Here is a 17,420-nt window from a genome sequence, read left to right as displayed (position 1 = left end):
TCCTGCCCGACTCCGCCATGCCCGTACGGCCCGCTTCCACGCCCCGTCAGCTCCGCCCCGAGCTGGAGAACGAGTACGCCCGCTCGCCCGAGCTCGGCTACGAGCCCCCCGACGAAGCCGGCTTCCTGCGCTGCCTCTCGCACGGCTTTCCCACGCCACTGGCGCGCTGGCACTACCACGACGAATACGAGCTGCACCTCATCACCGCCACCTCGGGCAAGGTTTTCGTGGGCGACTGGATCGGTCCCTTCCAGCCCGGCCAGCTCGTGCTCACCGGCCCGCGCCTGCCGCACAACTGGGTCAGCCTGGATTTGCCCCAGGGCGGCGTGGCCCTGCGTGACCTCGTCATCCAGTTTCCGCACGAGCCGCTCGCGCGCGCGAGCGAGACCATCCCCGAACTGGCCGAGGTGTTGCCGCTGCTGGAGCGCGCGCGCCACGGCATCGAGTTCTTCGGCCTGTCCGGCGCGGCCGAGGCGCACTGGCACCGCGTCAAGGGCGCCCGCGGCCTGCGCCGCTTCACCGCCTTCTGCGAGTTCATGGCGGATCTGGCCGCCTGCACCGACTACCGGCTGCTCTCCAGCGTGAAGCTGCAGAGCGACGAGGCCGCCGCCGAACTCGACCAGATCGACGCCGTGGTCAGCCGCATCACCGACCACCTGTCCGAGCAGCACTCGGCCGCCGCGCTGGCGACCGAGCTGGGCATGAGCGAAAGCCGCTTCAGCCGCTTCTTTCGCCGCGCCACGGGCAACACCTTCACCGACTTCGTCAACCGCGTGCGCATCAGCCGCGCCTGCCAGTTGCTCATGGACACCGACCAGCAGATCACCCACATCTGCTATGAGGTGGGCTACAACAACGTGGCCAACTTCAACCGCCGCTTCCTCGAGATCAAGGGCATGACGCCATCGGAGTTCCGCCGCCAGTCGCTCACGCGCTTTCGCGGCGCGCACTGAACCATCCGCCTCGGCCCGGACCTCGGAGATCCCATGTTCCTCGTGTGTGGAGAAGCCCTGTTCGACGTGTTCGCCGTGGCGCGCACGCCCACCGGCCTCAGCCTGGACGCGCGCGTCGGCGGTTCGCCGTTCAACCTCGCGGTCGGCCTCGCCCGGCTCGCGCAGCCCGTGTCGCTGCTCACCACCGTGTCGAACGGCTTCCTGGGCGAACGCCTCATGCAGGCGCTGCGCGAGGAGGGCGTCGGCACGCACACCGCGCAACGCAGCGACGCACCCACCACGCTCAGCCTCGTCGGCACCGACGCGGCGGGCGTGCCCTCTTATGCGTTCTATGGCGACGGCGGCGCGGACCGTTGGCTGGCGCCCGAGGCCGTGGTGGACCTGCCCGACGCCACGCACGCCATCTGTCTCGGCTCCTACACCACCGTCGTGGGTGAAACGGCCCACTCGTTGCGCGCGCTCGTCGAACGTCACCGCCACCGCGCGCTCATCGCCTACGACCCCAACGTCCGCCTGAACGTGCAGCCCGACGCCGCGGTGTGGCGCGAGCAGTTGCGCTGGATGCTCCCGCGCGCCGACCTGCTCAAGGTGAGCGAGGAAGATCTCGCCTTGATCGATGGCCGCGCGCCCCAGGCCTTTGCGCACGAGGCGCTGGCCAGCGGCGTGTCGCTGGTCGTGGTCACGCGCGGCGCGTACGGCGCCGTCGCCTGGACGGCGCGGCACCACGCCGAGGTGCCGGCGCCGGCGGTGGACGTGGTCGACACCGTGGGCGCGGGCGACACCTTTCAGGCCGCGCTGCTCACCTGGCTGGCCGAGCGCGGTGCCCTCGGGCGGGAAGCCCTGGGGGATCTGTCAGCGCCAACGCTGCACAGCGCGCTGGGTTTCGCCACCCAGGCCGCCGCCATCACCTGTGGCCGGCGCGGCGCTGATCTGCCGCGGCGGGCCGAACTGCCGGCGACTTGACGGCGGGCCGCTGGCGGTGCTGGCACCGGGCGCGGGAATCGGTTGATAATAAACCGACGTGCCGGACTAATTATTCACCCCTCATGCCGGCGCGGGAGGCCGCCCGCATGAAGACCCTGATCGTCTACGCCCACCCCGAGCCGCGCTCCTTCAATCGCGCCCTGCTCGACACCTCGCTGCACGTGCTGAAGGAAGCAGGCCACGCCGTCGAGCTCTCCGACCTTTACGCCATGGGCTTCAACCCCGTGGCCAACGCGGCCGACTTCACCGAGCGGCGCTTCCCCGACCAACTGCAGTACGACCGCGAACAGAAGCAGGCCTCCCAGCGCCAGGGGTTCAGCGACGACATCCAGAGCGAAATCGACAAGCTCCTGCGCTGCGAGCTGCTGATCCTGCAGTTTCCGCTCTGGTGGTTCTCCGTGCCCGCCATCATGAAAGGCTGGATCGACCGCGTGTTCGCCAACGGCACGGTGTACGGCGCGGGCGGCAAGCGCTTCGACCAGGGCGGGCTCAAAGGCCGCAAGGCCATGCTGTCGTTCACCACCGGTTGCTTTCCCGAGATGATGGAAAGCGACGGCCTGCTCGGCCAGCGCGACGTGATCCTCTGGCACCTGCACCACGGCACTTTCGGCTACAGCGGCCTGCAGGTGCTGCAGCCCTTCGTGGGCTGGTCCATCCAGTACAGCGACGCGGCTCAGCGCCACGCGCTCCTCGAGGCCTACGCGGCGCGGCTGCGCGGCATCGCGCATGAAGACAGCATGCCCGCGCACACCCTGGCCGAGTTCGGACCCGACTGGCGTCTGAAGCCCGGCATCGAACCGCGCACCGTGGGGCACCGCAGGCCCGACGCGCAGGAGACGCGATGAGCACCGCCGAGATCGAGCCGGCAGAAGGCCTCACCCTGGCCGACCGCCTGAGCCTGAAGCCCGCCGGCCCCGGCCGCTGGCGCAGCCTGCACGGCGACGCCAACCAGAACGGCCGCTCCTATGGTGGCCAATTGCTGGGCCAGGCCCTGCGCGCCGCGCTGATGGAAGCGCCCGAAGGCCGCCCGCCGACCATGATGCAGTTCCTCTTCCTGCAAGGCGCCATGCCGGACCAGCCGATCGTCTTCGACGTGAAGCGGCTGCAGGACGGCAAGCGCTTCACCTCGCTGCACGTGCGCGGCGCGCAGGGCGAACGCACCGTGCTCGACGCGCAGGTGAGCTGCGCGCTGCCACTGCCCGGCCTCACTCATGCCGAGGTGTCGTCGGCGCCGCCCGGCGAACGGCCCGAGTCGCTGCCCACACTCGACGAGGTGCCCACGGTGCTGCGCGACCAACTCGCCCTCATGGGCGGCTACGGGCGCGACTGCAACGCCGCCATCGACTTCCGCATCCCCGAGCCCTTGCGCCAGCTGGACGGCGCCACGGCCCGACCGGATTTCCGCTATTGGATGAAGGTGCCACAGGCACTGCCCGACGATTCGCGCCTGCACGCCGCCGCCTTCGCCTACCTGTCTGACTGGTGGCTCAACTTCTGCATCCTCGCGCCGCACCTGATGCGCGCCGGCGAGCGCGGCATGTACATCTCCAGCCTCAACCACGCGCTGTGGCTGCATGCGCCGCCGCGATCGGACCGCTGGCTGCACGTGCGCGCAAGCTGCGCACACGCCGCGCATGGGCGTGGCCTGGCGATGGCGCAGTACCACGACGAGGGTGGCCGCCACATCGCCACCGCCACGCAGGACTGCCTGGTGACCTACACGGACTGAACCCCGGCCGAACCTCAGAGCGCCTTGACCAGCTCGGGCACGGCCTCGAACAGATCGGCCTCCAGCCCGTAGTCGGCCACGCTGAAGATGGGCGCTTCCGGGTCCTTGTTGATCGCCACGATCACCTTGGAGTCCTTCATGCCCGCCAGGTGCTGGATGGCGCCCGAGATGCCCGCGGCGATGTAGAGCTGCGGCGCCACGATCTTGCCCGTCTGGCCCACCTGCAGGTCGTTGGGCGCGTAGCCCGCGTCCACCGCCGCGCGGCTGGCGCCGATGGCCGCGCCCAGCTTGTCCGCCAGCGGCGTGATCACCTCGTTGAACTTCTCGCTGCTGCCCAGGGCGCGGCCACCGCTGACGATGATCTTGGCCGCCGTGAGTTCGGGCCGGTCGCTCTTGGCGATCTCCGCGCCCACGAAGGCGCTCTTGCCCGAGTCCGCCACGGCNNCGCTCGAAGGTGTCCGGGCTCACGACCTTGGTGATGTCGCTCAGTTGCGCCACATCGAGCAGCGCGGCCACGCGCGGCGCCACGTTCTTGCCCGCGGCGGTGGCGGGGAACAGGATGTGGCTGTAGGCCGGGGCCAGCTCCACCACCTGCGCGGCCACGTTCTCGGCCAGGCCGTGTTCGAAGCCGGCGGCCTCGGCGTGGATCACCTTGGCCACGCCCGCGATCCGGGCCGCGGCCTTGGCGGCTTCGGCGGCGTTGTGCCCCGCCACGAGCACGTGCACATCCCCGCCGCAAGCGGCAGCGGCGGTCACGGTGTTGAGGGTGGCGCCCTTGATGGCGGCGTTGTCGTGTTCGGCAATAACCAGTGCAGTCATGTCAGTTCTTCCTCAGATCACCTTGGCTTCGGTCTTGAGCTTGGACACGAGGGTGGCCACGTCGGGCACCTTCTGGCCCGCCTTGCGCTTGGGCGGCTCCTCGACCTTGATCGTCTTCACGCGCGGCTTCACATCCACGCCCAGGTCCTCGGGCTTGAGCGTCTCCAGCGGCTTCTTCTTGGCCTTCATGATGTTGGGCAGCGTGACGTAGCGCGGCTCGTTCAGGCGCAGGTCGGTGGTGATGACGGCNNCCCTCGATCTCGACCTTGGAAGCAAAGGTCGCCTGCGGCAGGCCGGCGAGCGCGGCCAGCATCTGGCCGGTCTGGTTGCAGTCGTCGTCGATGGCCTGCTTGCCCAGGATGATCAGGCCGGGCTGTTCCTTGTCCACCAGGGCCTTGAGCAACTTGGCCACGGCCAGGGGCTGCAGCTCCTCGGTGGTCTCCACCAGGATGGCGCGGTCCGCGCCAATCGCCATGGCCGTGCGCAGGGTCTCCTGGCACTGGGTGACGCCGCAGGAGACGGCGATCACTTCGGTGACCACGCCCTTCTCCTTCAGGCGCACCGCCTCTTCCACCGCGATCTCGTCGAACGGGTTCATCGACATCTTCACGTTGGCGATGTCGACGCCGCTGCCATCGCTCTTCACGCGAACCTTGACGTTGTAGTCGACCACGCGTTTGACGGGGACGAGAACCTTCATGCCTTCTCCTGTTGGTTGATGTCTTGAGCGAAGCGGCGCGCGCGCGCCAGCACCGGGGCGTCCACCATGGCGCCCTCGAAACGGAAGGCGCCGTCGCCTTGCGTGGCGGCCGCTTGCAGCACGCGCAGCGCCCAGGCGCGTTGTCCGTCGCTGGGCCCCAGGGCCGCGTTGACCGTGGCGACCTGCGCCGGGTGGATGCAGAGCTTGCCGCCAAAGCCGAAGCGCCGCGCGCGTCGCGCATCGGCGTTCAGGCGCTCGTTGTCCTGCAGCGCGGTGGTCACGCCGTCCACGGGCGGTGCGATGCCCGCGCGGCGCGAGGCCACGACGAAGGCGAAGCGCACGGGCGCGAGCTCGGCCTCGTCGGCGTCGCAGGCCATGCCCAGGTCGGCCTGGAAATCCAGGTGGCCGAAGGCCAGGCGCATCACGCCGGGCACGCGCGCGATGGCGTCGATCTGCGCGAGCCCCTCGGCCGATTCGATGAGTGGCAGCCAGCGCCGCGCGGGAAACGCCGCGAACAGGCGCACCAGGTCGGCGGGCGCTTCCACCTTGGCCGGCATCAACGCGCCCAGGCCCTGCAGTTCGCCGAGCAGGGCCGCGTCCTCCGCGTGCCAGGGTGTGGGCGATGCGTTGATCCGCAGCATCAGGCGCGCACGAACCTCCGCGTCCAGTGTGGGCCACAGCCGCGCCAGCGCCTCGCGCGCATCGCCCTTGCGCCCGGGCGCCACCGCGTCCTCCAGGTCGAGGACCAGCGCATGCGCGCCGCTGGCCAGCGCCTTGGGCAGGCGATCGAGCCGGTCGGCGGGCAGAAAGAGGAAGCTGCGGGCGAGGGCGATGCCGGTCATCACACCTGCTCGTCGGGCAGCTGCACGCGCAAGCCGTCGAGCGCGGCCTGCAGGCGGATCTGACAGCACAGGCGGCTGTTGTCGCGCAGGTCGGGCACGCCTTCGAGCATGAAGACCTCGGTCTCCGAGCGCGGAGGCAATTGCGCGGCGAAGGCCGGGTCCACGTAGCCGTGGCAGGTGGCGCAGCTGCACACGCCACCACAGTCGCCCAGGATGCCCGGCACGCCGTGGTCGATGGCGATCTGCATCAGGCTGCGGCCTTCGGGCGCCTCGACGGCGTGCTCGCTGCCGTGGGGATCGATGAAAACAACGGTGGGCATGGGTGTTCTGTCCTCGGTAAAAACCCCGAGAAAGGGGTTTGACATAGTCCGTCTCGTCGGACTATTATTCCACCAACCGACGCACCGGACAACACGCATTCCATCCCCACCGGAGGATCTTCAATTGGACAACTGCGCCCCCGTGATTCCCATCGCCCGCGCGCCCGCCGTGGCGCCGCGTTGGGACCAGCTCGTGCACGAGGAGCGCGTGCACGGCTCGCTCTACACCGACCCCGCCATCTACCAAGCCGAACTGGAAAAGATCTGGTTCCGCACCTGGGTGTACGTCGGCCATGAGAGCGAGGTGCCGAACGCCAACGACTTCGTCATGAAGTCCATCGGCCCAGAGCCGGTGATCATGACGCGCGACCGCCACGGCAGCATCCACCTGCTGCACAACCGCTGCCCGCACCGTGGCAACCGCGTGTGCATGACGGAGCAGGGCAACGCGCGCTCCTTCACCTGCCCCTACCACGGCTGGACCTTCGCCAACGACGGCGCGCTCAAGGGTTGGCCCTTCCCGTCGGGCTACGAGGGCGTGGACCGCAAGGACCATGGCCTGGGCAAGGTGGCGCGCGTGGCCAGTTACCGCGGCTTCGTGTTCGGCTCCATGGCGGCCGAGGGGCCGAGCCTGGAGCAGCACCTGGGCGCGGCGATGAAGTCCATCGACGCACTGTGCGAGACCTCGCCCGAAGGTGAAATCGAGCTCACCGCCGGCTTCCTCAAGCACAAGGTCAAGGCCAACTGGAAGTTCCTGGTCGAGAACGAGACCGACGGCTACCACCCCTCGTTCGTGCACGCCTCCATCTTCGAGGTCGCGCAGAGCGGCATCGGCACGCTCTACAGCGCCGAGTCCACGGCGGTGTCGCGCGACTTCGGCAACGGCCACACCGAGAACGACCTGCGCCCCGAATTCCGCAAGCGCGACGTGCCGATGTCCTGGTTCGGCACCACAGCCGACAAGCTGCCCGATTACACCGCGAAGATGAACGCGGCCTATGGCGAGGAGAAGGCACGCAACATCATGATCGACGGCACGCCGCACATCATGATCTACCCGAACCTGTTCATCGCGGAGATCCAGATCTTCGTGATCCAGCCGCTGTCGGTGAACGAGACCGTGCAGCACGTCACCGCGCTGCAGTTCAAGGGCGCGCCTGACCTGAACCGTCGCATGCGCCAGCAGACCATGGGCTCGGTGGGCCCGGCCGGCTTCCTGCTGGCCGACGACGCCGAGATGTACGAGCGCACGCAGATGGGCGTGCAGATGCGAAAGCCCGAGTGGCTGTTCCTGGGACGCGGCAAGCACCGCGAGCGCCGCGACGCCGACGGTTTCCTGATCGGCGACAACACCGACGAGGTGCCCAGCCGCGGCATCTGGCGCCACTACCGCGCCACCATGGAGGCCGCGTGATGCCCATGACGACAGAACAACGCGCCACGCTGGAAGACGTCACGCAGTTCATCTACCGGGAAGCGCGACTGCAGGACGAGCACCGGTACGACGAATGGGAATCCCTGTGGACCGAGGACGGCGTGTACTGGGTGCCGGCCAACGGCGACGGTGGCGACCCCGAGCAGGTGATGTCCATCATCTACGACAACCGCTCGCGCATCGCCCTGCGCATCCGCCAGTACCACACCGGCAAGCGCTTCAGCCAGACACCGCAGTCGCGCCTGCGCCGGCTCATCTCCAACATCGAGGTGATGGAGGACGATGGCAGCGAGCTCAGCGTGGGCAGCAACGTGCTGATCTTCGAGAACCAGACGCGCGGCGACGTGCTCTGGGCCGCGCGCACCGAGTACCGGCTGCGCCGCGTGGACGGCGCGCTGCGCATGGCGCGCAAGAAAGTGAACCTGGTGAACAACCAGGACGCCCTGTATTCCATGGCCTTTCTGGTCTGAGGCCGGCACCCGGAGAAGAACGATGAGCCAGGAGACGACACCCGAGGTGCTGGTGGGCGAAGGCCCGGTGCGCCTGGAGCTGCACGCCGATGGCGTGGCCCACCTGCGCCTGAACCGCCCGGACGCGGCCAACGGCCTGAACGTGGAACTGCTGCGCGCGCTGCACGAGGCGGTGCTGCGCATCCATGGCGACGGCCGCGTGCGCGCCGTGCTGCTCACCGGCGAAGGCAAGCACTTCTGCGCCGGTGGCGATGTGCACACCTTCCTGTCGAAAGGCGAGGCGCTGCCCGACTACATCCGCGTGGCCACCGCCTTGCTGCAGCTCGCCACGGCCGCGCTGATCCGCCTGAACCCGCCCGTGGTGGCGGCGGTGCAGGGCTTCGCGGCCGGCGGTGGCGGCATGGGCCTGGTGTGCTCGTCCGACTTCGTGGTGGCCGGCGAGTCCACGCGCTTTCTGGCCGGTGCCACGCGCGTGGCCATGGTGCCGGACGCGGGCGTGTCGGTCACGCTGACACAACTGGTGGGCTTTCGGCGTGCGATGGAGATCCTCATGCTCAACCCGACGCTGACGGCGGCCGAGGCCAAGGAGATCGGGCTCATCACGCGCGTGGTGGCTGACGAGCAACTGATGGACGAGGCCTGGTCGCTCGCGCGCCAGCTCGCGGCGGGTGCGCCGGCCGCGCTGGCCAACACCAAGCGACTGTTGTGGAACGGCATCGGACAAAGCGTGGAAGCGGCCATGCCCGAGGAGAACCACATCCAGGCCCTGCTGTCCGGCATGGCCGACGCGCGCGAGGGCCTGTCGGCCGTGATCGAGAAACGCGCGCCGCGTTTCACGGGGCGTTGAATGGCCCATGAGCAGACCGCGCGGCGACGCGCTTTCGTCACCGGCGGCGCCAATGGCATCGGCGCGGCCATCGTGCGCCGCCTCGCGGCCGACGGGCTCCAGGTGGTGTTCGCCGACTTGCAGGTGGACGCCGCGCAGCGGCTCGTGCAAGAGACCGGTGCCACGGCGCTGGTGCTGGACGTCTGCGACTTCGAGCGCGTGCACGCCATGGTGGCGGAACACGGCCCCTTCGACGTGCTGATCAACAACGCGGGCGTGGACCAGCACGCCTTTTTCACGAACACCGGCCCGGCGGACTGGCGCCGGCTGCTCGGCGTGAACCTGGAGGCGGTGCTCAACACCACGCACGCGGTGCTGCCGTCGATGCAGGCGCAAGGCTTCGGGCGCATCGTCAACGTCGCCTCCGAAGCGGGCCGGCTCGGTTCGCGCGGCGGTTCGGTCTACGCAGCGGCCAAGGGCGGTGTCATCGCCTTCACGCGCTCCATTGCGCGCGAGAACGGCCGCAAGGGCATCACCGCCAACGTGGTGGCGCCCGGGCCTATCGACACGCCCTTGCTGCGCCAGGCCGTGGCGGATGGCGGTGACAAGCTGATGGACGCGATGACGCAGGCCACGCTCGTGGGCCGACTGGGCACGGCTGAGGAAGTGGCGGCCGTTGTGGCGTTTCTCGCGTCCGATGCCGCGAGCTACGTCACGGGTGAAGTGCTGGGTGTCTCCGGCGGCATGGGGTGCGGCGCATGACCGATCCTGTCGATACCGTCATCGCCCGCGTCAAAGCGGTCTACGGCCGCTGGCGCCGCGACACCCCCGTGGCCCAGATGCGCGCCGACTGGGACGCGCTGTTCAGCGCGACCGGCGACGCCGCCTTCGAGCCCGTCACCGCCGGTGGCGTGCCCTGCGCCTGGGTCACCGCGCCGCGTGCGCGCACCGACCGCGTGATCGTCTACTTCCATGGGGGTGGCTTCCAGGTCGGCTCGCTCGCCTCGCACCGCGAACTCATGTCGCGCCTGTCGGCCGAGGCCGGCGCGCGCGTGCTCGGTGTGGACTACCGGCTGGCGCCCGAGCACCGGCACCCCGCGCCGCTGCAGGACGCGCTGGCCGTGCTGGCGTGGTTGCGCGCCGAGGGTTACGCCGCGCCACACACCGCACTGGCCGGGGATTCGGCTGGTGGCGGCCTGGCGCTGGCCGCGTTGCTCGCGCTGCAAGGCGACGACGCCACGCCCGCCGCCGCCTTCGTGATGTCCGCCTGGACCGACCTGGCCGCCACGGGTGAGAGCTACGAGACCCGCGCCGCGAGCGACCCGATCCACCAGCGCCCCATGATCCAGGCGATGGCGCGCAACTTTCTCGGCAAGGAGGGCGACCCGCGCGACCCGCTGGCTTCGCCGCTGTACGCCAGCGACGAGCAGCTCGCGCACCTGCCCCCGCTGCTGCTGCAGGTGGGCGACCACGAGACCGTGCTGAGCGATTCCGTGGCCTTCGCCGCGCGCGTGAACGCGGCCGGCGGCCGGGCCGAGTGCCAGGCCTGGCCCGGCATGGTCCACGTGTTCCAGCAATTCCCGAACGAGCTGCCCCAGGCGCGCGACGCGCTGCGACAGGGCGGCCGATTCCTCGCGGCCGAACTCGGCCTTGTTCCCAACGGAGACCCCTCAGCATGATCGGAATCACCGCCTACGGTGGCTACGTGCCGCGCCTGCGCCTGTCGCGCCAGGCCGCCGCACAGGCCAACGCCTGGTACGCCCCGCAGTTCGCCGGCCGCAAAGGCACGCGCGCCTTCGCCAACTGGGACGAGGACAGCATCACCCTGGCCGTGGCCGCCGCGCGCGACTGCCTGGGCCCCGCGACCTCACGCGATCGGGCGACCGTGCGCGCGCTGCTGCTGGCCAGCGACACGCTGCCCTTCGCCGAGCGCCTGAACGCGGGCGTGGTGGCCGGCGCGCTCGCGCTCGACGACGGCATCGAGGCCCTCGACCTCGGGGGCACGCAGCGCGCCGCCTTGTCCGCGTTCACCCAGGCCGTGGCGCGGGTGGCGGCCGGTGGTGGCGACACGCTGGTGCTGGCCGCGGACAACCGCCGCACGCGCGCGGCCAGCGCGCAGGAACTGGAGTACGGCGACGCCGCCGCCGCGTTGCTCGTGGGCCGGGAGAACGTGCTCGCCGAGTACCTGGGCGCGGGCACCGTCACCGCCGACTTCGTGGACCACTTCCGCGCGGCAGGCGAAGACGTGGACTACCACTGGGAAGAGCGCTGGGTGCGCGACGAGGGCATCACCAGGCTGGTGCCGCGCGCGGTGAACGCCGCGCTGGCGCAAGCCGGCGTGGCCGCCAGCGAGGTGGACCACTTCATCTTCCCCACCACCTTCGCCAAGATGGATCAGCAGCTCGCCAAGGCCTGCGGCATCCGGCCCGAAGCGGTGGTGGCCAACCTCAACGACGCCGTGGGCGACAGCGGTCTGCCGCATGGCCTGCTGTTGCTGGCGCACGCGTTGGAAACCGCACGGCCCGGCCAGCGCATCGTGCTCGCGCAGTTCGGCAGCGGCGCGCAGGCGCTGGTGTTCCGCGTCACCGACGCGATCGACACCTTCAAGCCCGCGCGCGGCGTGAGCCAGTGGCTGGCGCGCGGCATCGAGGAAAAGCACTACACGCGCTTCCTCTCGTTCAAGGGTCAGCTCGCACTGGAGCGCGGCATGCGCGGCGAGGCCGACCGCAAGACCGCGCTGTCCACCGCCTGGCGCCACCACCAGGCGCTGCAGGGCCTGGTGGCGGGCCGCTGCGAGGTGACGGGCAGCGTGCACTTCCCGCCCTCGCGCCTGAGCTACGACAGCAAGCCGCTGCAGGACACGCAAAAGCCCCATCCGCTGGCCGACCGGCCCGCGCGCATCCTGAGCTGGTCGGCCGAGTACCTCTCGTGGCACCCGGCACCGCCGCACCACTACGGGCAGATCGACTTCGAGGGCGGTGGCCGCATCCTCATGGACTTCACCGACCTGGAGGTCGGCGAGGTGGAGACCGGCACGTCCATGGAGATGGTGTTCCGCATCAAGGACGTCGATGACCGCCGCGGTTTCACGCGGTACTTCTGGAAAGCCACGCCGGTGCGTGGCGCAACCAAGGCCTGAGGAGAACCACATGGCACAAGGCATCAAGGACAAGGTCGCCATCCTCGGCATGGGCTGCAGCAAGTTCGGCGAGCGCTGGGACGCCAGCCCCGAGGACCTCATGCTGGAGGCCTACAACGAGGCCATGGCCGACGCCGGCATCACGCCCGATCAGCTCGGCGCGGCCTGGTTCTCCACCCACATGGACGACGTGGGCACGGGCCGCGGCGGCACGCCCATGAGCATCGCGCTGCGCCTGCCCAACATCGGCGTGACGCGCGTGGAGAACTTCTGTGCGGGCGGCTCCGAGGCGATCCGTGCCGCGGTGTATGCGGTGGCCGCGGGCGCCTGCGACATCGCGCTCGCACTCGGCGTGGAGAAGCTCAAGGACACAGGCTACGGCGGTTTGCCCATGGCCACCGTGGGGACCTACATCCCGCAGTGGTACCCGAACGCCGTGGCGCCCGCCAACTTCGCGCAACTGGCCGCGGCCTACCAGGCCAAGCACCGCGTGGACCCGGCGCTGCTCAAACGCGCGATCGCGCACGTGTCGGTGAAGAGTCACGCCAACGGCGCCAAGAACCCGAAGGCGCACTTCCAGAAGGCCGTGAGCGAAGAGACGGTGATCCAGGCGCCCATCATCGCCGAGCCCCTGGGCCTGTTCGACTGCGCAGGCGTGTCCGACGGCGCGGCCGCAGTGATCGTGACGACGCCCGAGATCGCACGCAGCCTGGGCAAGAAGGATCTCGTGACCTTCAAGGCGCTGCAGGTGGCGGTGTCCAACGGCTGGGAGCTGCAAGGCAGCGAATGGGACGGCAGCTATGTGCACACCACGCGCATCGCGGCCAGGCGCGCTTACGAGGAGGCCGGCATCGCCGACCCGCGCGAGCAGATCAGCATGACCGAGGTGCACGACTGCTTCTCGATCACCGAGCTCGTCACCATGGAAGACCTGGGCTTGTCGGACGAGGGAGCGGGCGTGCGAGACGTGCTTGATGGCCACTTCGACGCCGACGGCCGCCTGCCCTGCCAGATCGATGGCGGCCTCAAGTGCTTCGGTCATCCCGTGGGCGCCAGCGGTATCCGCATGCTCTACGAGATCTACCTGCAGCTGCAGGGGCGCGCGGGTCCGCGCCAGCTCGCCGATCCCAAGACCGGGCTGATCCACAACCTGGGTGGCCAGCCATCGCAGAACGCGTGCTCGGTGTCGATCGTGGGGCTGGAAGGCGTCTGAACATGAGGGATCCCGTTGTTCTGCTTGACCGCCCCGCGCCGCACGTGGCGCGGCTGCGCATCAACCGGCCCGACAAGCGCAACGCGATCGACCACGCGGTTCGCCAGGGCTTCATCGATCACCTGCTCACGCTGCAGGACGACGCGCAGGTGCGCGCCCTGGTGCTCGGTGGGGTGGAATGCGTGTTCTCCGCCGGCGGCGACATCCCCAGCATGCTCGGGCTGGACGAAGCCCAGGCGCGCGAGCGCATGCGCCACATCCACGTGCTGTGTCGCCTGGTGGCCGGTGCGCGCGTGCCGGTGGTGAGCGCCATGGAAGGCGTGACGGCGGGCGCGGCGGTGGGCCTGGCGCTGCTGGGCGACCGCATCGTCATCGGGCGCGGCGCGCGCGTGCTGTTTCCCTTCCTCAAGCTGGGCCTGGCACCCGACTGGGGGCAACTGCTCACGCTGCCGCGCCGCGTGGGCCTGCCCGTGGCGCGCCGCCTGTTGAGCGATGGCGAGCCCGTGCCTGGCGAAGAGGCCTTGCGCATCGGTCTGGCCGACGTGATGTGCGAGGACGCCGAGGTGATGGACCGCGCCGTGGCGCTGGCCGGCACACTCGCGCAGTTGCCCACCGAGGCCTTCGCCCGCATGAAGCAGCGGCTGAACCAGCCCGCGGCCTCGCTCGACGACGAGCTTCAACGTGAAGAATCCGACCAGGCCGTGTGCCTGCTCGGCGAGGATTTTCAGGAAGGCTACGCGGCCTTCCGCGACAAGCGCGCCGCCGATTTCATCGGGCGGCCCGGAGCGAAACGGTGAGCGGGACCAGCGTTCAGGCCGCCGTTGCTCAAGCGCCCGTGGTGGTGTCGCGCGACGGCGCGGTCGGCGTGCTCACGCTCAACCGCCCCGAGAAGCGCAACGCGCTGGACCTCACCATGCGCGCCGCCATCGCCGCCGCCGTGCGTGAGCTGGAGGCCGATGAGACCGTGAAGGCGATCGTCGTCACCGGTGGCGACAGCGTGTTCGCGGCCGGTGCGGACCTGAACCTGCTGGTCGACAAGGGCGCGCAGGACGTGGCCGGCATCGACCTCGGCCAGTACTGGGCGCCGCTGGCGAACGCGCGCAAGCCCGTGGTGGCGGCGGTCAGCGGCTTCGCGCTCGGCGCGGGCTGCGAGCTCGCGCTCATGTGCGACTTCATCGTGGCCGATGCCAGTGCGCGCCTGGGCCAGCCGGAGCTGGCCGTGGGCATCATGCCCGGCGCGGGTGGCACGCAGCGCCTGGTGCGCTCCGTGGGCAAGCAGGTGGCCAGCCTCATGCTGATGACGGCCGAGCCGCTCACCGGCGAGCGCGCCTTCCAGTTGGGCCTGGTGGCCGAACTCGCGCCCGAGGGGCAGGCGCTGGCGCGCGCGCTGGAACTCGCGCGCAAGGCCGCGCGGATGCCGCCGAAAGCCATTGAGGCCACCAAGCGCGTGCTGCGCCAGGGCGCCGATCTGCCGCTGGACGCCGCGCTCGCGCTGGAGAACCGCGAGTTCCTGCTGCTCTTCGACACCGAGGACAAGACCGAGGGCATGCGCGCCTTCCTCGACAAGCGCAAACCGCAATTCAACGGCCGCTGAGCGCGGCACGCCAGAACACGATCCATGGCAACTGCACATCTCACCACCATCGGCGTCGTCGGCGCCGGCACCATGGGCCGCGGCATCGTGCAGCTCTTCGCGCAGGCCGGCCACACGGTGGTCTGCCACGACGCGCAACCGGGCGCCGCCGCGAAGGCCGTCGAGTACGTGGACGGCATGTTCGCGCGCGCGGTCGAGAAGGGGCGCATGACGGCCAACGAGCACGACAGCGCAAGGAGCCGCTTGACGGCCTGCGACAGCCTCGCCGATCTCGCGGGCTGCGAACTGGTCATCGAAGCCATCGTCGAAGACCTGGAGGTCAAGCGCGCGCTGTTCCGCGAACTCGAAAGCCTGCTCGGTGACCACGCGATCCTCGCCAGCAACACCTCCTCGCTCACCGTGGCGGAGATCGCGGCCGCCTGCCGGCGGCCCGAGCGCGTGGCGGGCCTGCACTTCTTCAACCCCGTGCCGCTGATGAAGGTGGCCGAAGTCATCGCCGCCGTGCGCACCGCGCCCGCCGTGGTGCGGCGATTGAGCGAACTCACGGAAGGTGCGGGCCACCGCGCCGTGGTGACGGCCGACCAGCCGGGCTTTCTCATCAACCACGCGGGGCGCGGCCTCTACACCGAAGGCCTGCGCATCGTCGAGGAACAGGTGGCCACGCCCGCCGATGTGGACGATGTGCTGCGAGAGGCCCTGGGTTTTCGCATGGGGCCTTTCGAGCTGCTGGACCTCACGGGCCTGGACGTGTCCTCGCGCGTGATGGCCTCGATCTACGAGCAGTTCCAGCAGGAGCCGCGTTTCCGTCCTTCGTCCCTGTTGCCGCCGCGCGTGGCCGCCGGCCTGTTCGGCCGCAAGAGCGGCGAGGGCTGGTACCGCTACGTCGACGGGCAACAGCAACGTCCGCCTGCGCGGGCCGTGCCTGCTTTGCCCGAGGCGCTGGCGGTGTGGGTGGACCCTGCCGCGAGCGGCGCTGCCGGACTGCGTGAACTCGCGATCGCGGCCGGCGTGCGCCTCGTCGACGAGGCATCCAACGCGGACCTGAACCTCGTGATGCCCTGGGGCAACGACGCCACCAGCACCGCGATCTCGCTGGGTCTGGACGCCACGCGCTGCGTCGCCGTGGACCCCTTGCCGCCACTCGCGCTGCGCCGCACGCTCATGCTCACGGCCGTCACCTCGCCCGCCGCGCGCGACGCCGCGCACGCGCTGCTGGCGAAGGACGGCACCGCGGTGACCCTCATCAACGACAGCCCCGGGTTCATCGCCCAGCGCGTGATCGCCACCATCGTCAACATCGCCGCCAACATCGCGCAGCGCGGCATCGCCAGCGTGGCCGATCTGGAAGACGCGGTGCGCCTGGGCCTGGGTTACCCGCAAGGCCCGCTGGGCTGGGGTGACCGGCTCGGCGCCGGCCGCCTGCTGGAGATCCTGCGCGCGCAACTCGCCGCCACCGGTGATCCCCGTTACCGCCCCAGTGCCTGGCTCGTGCGCCGTGTGGCGCTGGGGCTGCCGATCACCACACCGGAGGCCCTGCGATGAGTGCCACGCCCGTTGACCTGGCGCACCTGCAACAGTGGGTGGGCCGCAGCGAATCGCGCGAGCAGCACCTCGACCCCTTCCCGGCGCGTGCGCTCGCGGGGCTGCTCGACCGCGAGCAGGCGCACGGCGATGGCGACGCCTTGCCGCTGCCCTGGCACTGGCTCTACTTCCTCGACGCGCCCAGCCGCGAAGGCACCGGCGCGGACGGCCACCCGAAACGCGGTGGCTTTCTGCCGCCCGTGCCGCTGCCGCGCCGCATGTGGGCCGCGGGCGAACTCACGCTGCACGAGCCATTGCGCCTGGGCCGCGCGGCGCGCAAGACCTCCACCGTGCGCAGCGTGGAACTCAAGCAGGGCAAGGCCGGCGCGCTGGTCTTCGTCACCGTCGCGCACGAGCTGGAGCAGGATGGCCGGCCCCGCATCAGCGAGCTGCAACACATCGTCTTTCGCGAAGCGCCCGCCGCGCCCGCGCCACTGCCACCCGGCGAACCCGCGCCCACCGACGCCACCTGGCGGCGCGCGCTGAGGCCCGATGCGGTGATGCTGTTCCGCTTCTCCGCGCTCACCTACAACGGCCACCGCATCCACTACGACCGCGACTACGCCACGCGCGAGGAGTTCTACCCCGCGCTGGTGGTGCAGGGCCCGCTGCTGGCCACGCTGCTGCTGGACCTGGCCGCGCGCGAACGGCCCGGGTCGCAAGCCGCGCACTTCAGCTTCCGCGCGCAGCGCCCCGCCTTCGACACCGACGAGCTTCACCTCAACGGCCGCCTGAACGCCGACGGTGCCGCGCTCTGGACCAGCGACGCCCAAGGCTTCATCGGCATGAACGCCACGCTGCGCTGGCGCTGACCC

General features: G+C 70.2%; 17 protein-coding genes and 2 pseudogenes. 15 read left to right on the top strand and 4 right to left on the bottom strand.

Annotated features, from left to right (window positions below; translation table 11 throughout):
- The first annotated feature begins 17 nt into the window (after positions 1–17).
- The 4 genes from GTO19_RS21585 (at position 18) to GTO19_RS21570 (ending at position 3,666) form a co-directional block, all read left to right on the top strand.
- A complete protein-coding gene (locus GTO19_RS21585; RefSeq protein ID WP_291024821.1) occupies positions 18–953 on the top strand; it encodes an AraC family transcriptional regulator in 936 nt (311 codons plus the stop codon).
- 33 nt (positions 954–986) lie between these two features.
- Complete coding sequence (locus GTO19_RS21580; protein WP_291024819.1) at positions 987–1,916, top strand: carbohydrate kinase; 930 nt, start codon at positions 987–989, stop codon at positions 1,914–1,916.
- 107 nt (positions 1,917–2,023) lie between these two features.
- Complete coding sequence (locus tag GTO19_RS21575; RefSeq protein WP_291024817.1) at positions 2,024–2,782, top strand: NAD(P)H-dependent oxidoreductase; 759 nt, start codon at positions 2,024–2,026, stop codon at positions 2,780–2,782.
- Positions 2,779–3,666 (top strand): acyl-CoA thioesterase II, encoded by an 888-nt coding sequence (locus GTO19_RS21570; protein ID WP_291024814.1) that lies wholly within the window; start codon positions 2,779–2,781, stop codon positions 3,664–3,666. The genes GTO19_RS21575 and GTO19_RS21570 overlap by 4 nt, the downstream gene beginning before the upstream one ends.
- Positions 3,667–3,680: 14 nt before the next feature.
- Here GTO19_RS21570 and GTO19_RS21565 read toward each other — a convergent pair.
- From GTO19_RS21565 to GTO19_RS21550, 4 genes and pseudogenes are all read right to left on the bottom strand, one after another.
- Positions 3,681–4,485: pseudogene (locus GTO19_RS21565) on the bottom strand (electron transfer flavoprotein subunit alpha/FixB family protein).
- 12 nt (positions 4,486–4,497) lie between these two features.
- Positions 4,498–5,185, bottom strand: a pseudogene (locus GTO19_RS21560) (electron transfer flavoprotein subunit beta/FixA family protein).
- Positions 5,182–6,027, bottom strand: coding sequence for a CoA ester lyase (locus GTO19_RS21555; protein ID WP_291024812.1), 846 nt, complete (start codon positions 6,025–6,027; stop codon positions 5,182–5,184). Before GTO19_RS21555 ends, GTO19_RS21560 begins: the two are co-directional and overlap by 4 nt.
- Complete coding sequence (locus GTO19_RS21550; RefSeq protein WP_291024809.1) at positions 6,027–6,347, bottom strand: 2Fe-2S iron-sulfur cluster-binding protein; 321 nt, start codon at positions 6,345–6,347, stop codon at positions 6,027–6,029. The genes GTO19_RS21555 and GTO19_RS21550 overlap by 1 nt, the downstream gene beginning before the upstream one ends.
- Before the next feature lie 124 nt (positions 6,348–6,471).
- Between GTO19_RS21550 and GTO19_RS21545 the strand changes: the two genes are divergently transcribed.
- From GTO19_RS21545 to GTO19_RS21495, 11 genes are read left to right on the top strand one after another with little or no spacing between them, the layout of a single operon-like run.
- Entirely contained in the window at positions 6,472–7,761 is a 1,290-nt protein-coding gene (locus GTO19_RS21545; RefSeq protein ID WP_291024806.1) for an aromatic ring-hydroxylating dioxygenase subunit alpha, read from the top strand.
- A complete protein-coding gene (locus tag GTO19_RS21540) occupies positions 7,761–8,252 on the top strand; it encodes an aromatic-ring-hydroxylating dioxygenase subunit beta (RefSeq protein WP_291024804.1) in 492 nt (163 codons plus the stop codon). The genes GTO19_RS21545 and GTO19_RS21540 overlap by 1 nt, the downstream gene beginning before the upstream one ends.
- A 22-nt stretch (positions 8,253–8,274) precedes the next feature.
- The gene (locus GTO19_RS21535; protein WP_291024802.1) at positions 8,275–9,099 is read left to right on the top strand and encodes an enoyl-CoA hydratase-related protein; all 825 of its coding nucleotides are present in this window, start codon (positions 8,275–8,277) and stop codon (positions 9,097–9,099) included.
- Positions 9,100–9,840: an SDR family oxidoreductase gene (locus tag GTO19_RS21530; RefSeq protein ID WP_291024799.1), complete on the top strand. Its 741-nt coding sequence runs from the start codon at positions 9,100–9,102 to the stop codon at positions 9,838–9,840.
- The gene (locus GTO19_RS21525; RefSeq protein ID WP_291024796.1) at positions 9,837–10,757 is read left to right on the top strand and encodes an alpha/beta hydrolase; all 921 of its coding nucleotides are present in this window, start codon (positions 9,837–9,839) and stop codon (positions 10,755–10,757) included. Before GTO19_RS21530 ends, GTO19_RS21525 begins: the two co-directional genes overlap by 4 nt.
- Positions 10,754–12,217 (top strand): 3-oxoacyl-[acyl-carrier-protein] synthase III C-terminal domain-containing protein, encoded by a 1,464-nt coding sequence (locus GTO19_RS21520; RefSeq protein WP_291024793.1) that lies wholly within the window; start codon positions 10,754–10,756, stop codon positions 12,215–12,217. Before GTO19_RS21525 ends, GTO19_RS21520 begins: the two co-directional genes overlap by 4 nt.
- A gap of 10 nt (positions 12,218–12,227) precedes the next feature.
- Complete coding sequence (locus GTO19_RS21515) at positions 12,228–13,430, top strand: acetyl-CoA acetyltransferase (RefSeq protein ID WP_291024791.1); 1,203 nt, start codon at positions 12,228–12,230, stop codon at positions 13,428–13,430.
- A gap of 2 nt (positions 13,431–13,432) precedes the next feature.
- Positions 13,433–14,227 carry an enoyl-CoA hydratase-related protein gene (locus GTO19_RS21510; protein WP_291024788.1) on the top strand — a complete coding sequence of 265 codons (795 nt, stop codon included), beginning with the start codon at positions 13,433–13,435 and terminating at the stop codon, positions 14,225–14,227.
- Complete coding sequence (locus GTO19_RS21505; RefSeq protein WP_291024786.1) at positions 14,224–15,024, top strand: enoyl-CoA hydratase-related protein; 801 nt, start codon at positions 14,224–14,226, stop codon at positions 15,022–15,024. The genes GTO19_RS21510 and GTO19_RS21505 overlap by 4 nt, the downstream gene beginning before the upstream one ends.
- A gap of 24 nt (positions 15,025–15,048) precedes the next feature.
- Positions 15,049–16,566, top strand: a complete 1,518-nt coding sequence (locus GTO19_RS21500; protein ID WP_291024783.1) for a 3-hydroxyacyl-CoA dehydrogenase — start codon at positions 15,049–15,051, stop codon at positions 16,564–16,566.
- Complete coding sequence (locus GTO19_RS21495; RefSeq protein ID WP_291024781.1) at positions 16,563–17,417, top strand: MaoC family dehydratase N-terminal domain-containing protein; 855 nt, start codon at positions 16,563–16,565, stop codon at positions 17,415–17,417. Before GTO19_RS21500 ends, GTO19_RS21495 begins: the two co-directional genes overlap by 4 nt.
- The last annotated feature ends 3 nt before the right edge of the window (positions 17,418–17,420 follow it).

The sequence above is a fragment of the Hydrogenophaga sp. genome (assembly GCF_011772445.1).
GTDB lineage: Bacteria > Pseudomonadota > Gammaproteobacteria > Burkholderiales > Burkholderiaceae_C > Hydrogenophaga.
The sequence above is the reverse complement of the archived record's forward strand: the minus strand, read 5'-3'. Positions and strand labels throughout refer to the sequence as shown.

What these genes read in the sequence shown, in the direction of transcription:
- GTO19_RS21530 (WP_291024799.1), top strand. Translation starts at nt 9,100, where the DNA reads ATGGCCCATGAGCAGACCGCGCGGCGACGCGCTTTCGTCACCGGCGGC.
- GTO19_RS21520 (WP_291024793.1), top strand. Translation starts at nt 10,754, where the DNA reads ATGATCGGAATCACCGCCTACGGTGGCTACGTGCCGCGCCTGCGCCTG.
- GTO19_RS21515 (WP_291024791.1), top strand. Translation starts at nt 12,228, where the DNA reads ATGGCACAAGGCATCAAGGACAAGGTCGCCATCCTCGGCATGGGCTGC.
- GTO19_RS21500 (WP_291024783.1), top strand. Translation starts at nt 15,049, where the DNA reads ATGGCAACTGCACATCTCACCACCATCGGCGTCGTCGGCGCCGGCACC.
- GTO19_RS21585 (WP_291024821.1), top strand. Translation starts at nt 18, where the DNA reads ATGCCCGTACGGCCCGCTTCCACGCCCCGTCAGCTCCGCCCCGAGCTG.
- GTO19_RS21555 (WP_291024812.1), bottom strand. Translation starts at nt 6,027, where the DNA reads ATGACCGGCATCGCCCTCGCCCGCAGCTTCCTCTTTCTGCCCGCCGAC.
- GTO19_RS21575 (WP_291024817.1), top strand. Translation starts at nt 2,024, where the DNA reads ATGAAGACCCTGATCGTCTACGCCCACCCCGAGCCGCGCTCCTTCAAT.
- GTO19_RS21495 (WP_291024781.1), top strand. Translation starts at nt 16,563, where the DNA reads ATGAGTGCCACGCCCGTTGACCTGGCGCACCTGCAACAGTGGGTGGGC.
- GTO19_RS21535 (WP_291024802.1), top strand. Translation starts at nt 8,275, where the DNA reads ATGAGCCAGGAGACGACACCCGAGGTGCTGGTGGGCGAAGGCCCGGTG.
- GTO19_RS21525 (WP_291024796.1), top strand. Translation starts at nt 9,837, where the DNA reads ATGACCGATCCTGTCGATACCGTCATCGCCCGCGTCAAAGCGGTCTAC.
- GTO19_RS21510 (WP_291024788.1), top strand. Translation starts at nt 13,433, where the DNA reads ATGAGGGATCCCGTTGTTCTGCTTGACCGCCCCGCGCCGCACGTGGCG.
- GTO19_RS21580 (WP_291024819.1), top strand. Translation starts at nt 987, where the DNA reads ATGTTCCTCGTGTGTGGAGAAGCCCTGTTCGACGTGTTCGCCGTGGCG.
- GTO19_RS21550 (WP_291024809.1), bottom strand. Translation starts at nt 6,347, where the DNA reads ATGCCCACCGTTGTTTTCATCGATCCCCACGGCAGCGAGCACGCCGTC.
- GTO19_RS21570 (WP_291024814.1), top strand. Translation starts at nt 2,779, where the DNA reads ATGAGCACCGCCGAGATCGAGCCGGCAGAAGGCCTCACCCTGGCCGAC.
- GTO19_RS21540 (WP_291024804.1), top strand. Translation starts at nt 7,761, where the DNA reads ATGCCCATGACGACAGAACAACGCGCCACGCTGGAAGACGTCACGCAG.